Raw genomic sequence first — 2,015 nt, forward strand, 5'->3', positions numbered from 1 at the left:
GATGCAGCGAAGCCGGCCGAGGCAAAGAAGTAATTGACGCCCCTGAGACGCGACATCTGTCCGTCATGAACACCGTCGTCCCGGCCTTGAGCCGGGACGTAACATCTTCGAACCCTGTGGTTATGGATCCCCGCTTTCGCGGGGACGACACCGTTTTTGACGTGCTGGCGCCACGCACGAAAAAAGCCCCGGCGCGAGGCCGGGGCGATATTGCTTATGACAAACTGATGACGCGTCTGAGTTCGTAAATCTTACTTCTTCGCATCCGTCGGCTTGGCGGCGTCCGGCTTGGCCGTGTCCGCGGGCTTCATCGCATCCGGCTTCGCCGCGGCATCCGGCTTGGCAGCCGCGTCGGCCGGCTTGCCGGCTTCGGCAGTGCGCTCGATCTTGGCGCCCTCGCGCAGCTTGGCGACGTAGTCGGCCTGGGCCTTGCGGGTCACGTAGGTCTCGATCTGGCTCTTGACCTGATCGAACTCCGGCGGCTTGCGGTTGCGCTTCTCTTCGACCTTGATGACGTGCCAGCCGAACTGGGTCTTCACCGGATCGGAGATCTTGCCGGGCTCGAGCGAGAAGGCGACATTGGCGAATTCCGGCACCATCTGTTCCTTGGTGAAGAAGCCGAGATCGCCGCCGTCGGAGGCGCCGGGATCCTTGGACTTCTTCTTGGCGAGTTCGGCGAAGTCAGCGCCCTTGTCGAGTTCGGCCTTGACCGCCTTGGCCTCGTCCTCGGTTTCGACCAGGATGTGGCGGGCCCGCACTTCCTGCTCGCCGCCGATCTGCTTGGAGGCCTCGTCATAGACCTTCTTCATCGCTTCGTCGGTGGTCGCGGCCTTGCCCTCCTGGGCGAGCAGGCTGTCCATCAGCAGACGGTTGCGGGAGAAGGCGAGGCGCTTTTTGAAGTCGTCGTTATCGGCGATCTTCTTGTCCTCGGCGGCCTTGGAGACGAGCTTCATGTCGATCAGGAACGACAGCACGTTGTCGTCCTTGCTCGCCGGATCCATCTGCCCGAGGCTCGGCCCGAGTTCCTCTTCTGCGAGCGCGACGTCGCTCTTGCGGATTTCGGCGCCGTTCACCTTGGCGAGCACCGGATTGGCGTCGTCGGCCGCGCGCACAGGGCCTACGGTCAGCGACAATACGAGGCAACCGGCAAGCGCGATGGCGAGGCCGAAACGCTGGCCGGTCTTCGTTACGGGGAACGAGGTGGTCATGCAAAATCCTTGTCTTAAGCGAGGGCCGCGAGGGGTCCTCCGGGCGGCCGGGACACTCGCCCAATCACTACCGCTTGGCAACGCGAAAAGTCTGTCATTTTCGTGAAATCGGCGACAGGTTGCTGCCGTTCAGCAGTCTGCGAGGCGCCGTTGACAAGCTTTCCCCCCAGCCATATCTCTGCCCGGTCGCTTCAGGGGCGATCACGCTCATTTCGCAGCGTTTTTGGCCGTTGGACCTTGGCTTGCTCGATTCTCACGCACCCGGCGAAGCTGCTCGGTCCCAGACCTGATGGCCGGCACGCTGGTGTTGCGGTGCGTCACAGCGGGAACGGCGGGCCGGACTTGACGATTACGGCTACGCAGACACTTACATAGGCAGGATTTCGGCATGATCGGCGCGCTCGCCCGCAAGTTCTTCGGCTCCGCCAACGACCGGCGGATCAAGGGTTACCAAGCCCGGGTCAGCGCCATCAATGCCCTGGAGCCGGAGGTCGCGGCGCTGTCGGACGAGGCGCTGAAGGCCCGCACCGCCGAGTTCAAGGCGCAGCTCGCCGAGGGCAAGACGCTCGACGACATCCTGGTGCCGGCTTTCGCCACCGTTCGCGAGGCCGCCAAGCGCACGCTGGGCCAGCGCCATTTCGACGTCCAGCTGGTCGGCGGCATGGTGCTGCACGAGGGCGACATCGCCGAGATGAAGACCGGTGAAGGCAAGACCCTGGTCGCCACGCTCGCCGTGTACCTGAACGCGCTCGCCGGCAAGGGCGTCCACGTCGTGACGGTGAACGACTACCTGGCCCGCCGCGACGC

At 64.2% G+C, this 2,015-nt stretch carries 2 protein-coding genes and 1 pseudogene; 2 read left to right on the top strand and 1 reads right to left on the bottom strand.

What is annotated here, in order from left to right; all coding sequences use genetic code 11:
• A partial coding sequence (locus WA702_RS24380) for a hypothetical protein (protein ID WP_425113111.1) occupies positions 1-248 on the top strand: 248 nt, incomplete at its 5' end.
• Positions 249-251: 3 nt separating this feature from the next.
• Here the strand turns inward: WA702_RS24380 and WA702_RS24385 are convergent.
• Positions 252-1,208, bottom strand: a complete 957-nt coding sequence (locus WA702_RS24385) for a peptidylprolyl isomerase (RefSeq protein ID WP_425113112.1) — start codon at positions 1,206-1,208, stop codon at positions 252-254.
• 388 nt (positions 1,209-1,596) lie between these two features.
• Between WA702_RS24385 and WA702_RS24390 the strand changes: the two are divergent.
• A pseudogene (locus WA702_RS24390) lies at positions 1,597-2,015 on the top strand (preprotein translocase subunit SecA); the annotation flags it as partial.

It is taken from the genome of Bradyrhizobium sp. (assembly GCF_049798375.1).
GTDB lineage: Bacteria > Pseudomonadota > Alphaproteobacteria > Rhizobiales > Xanthobacteraceae > Bradyrhizobium.

Coding starts and splice junctions, on each gene's coding strand:
- WA702_RS24385 (WP_425113112.1), bottom strand. CDS start 1,208: ATGACCACCTCGTTCCCCGTAACGAAGACCGGCCAGCGTTTCGGCCTC.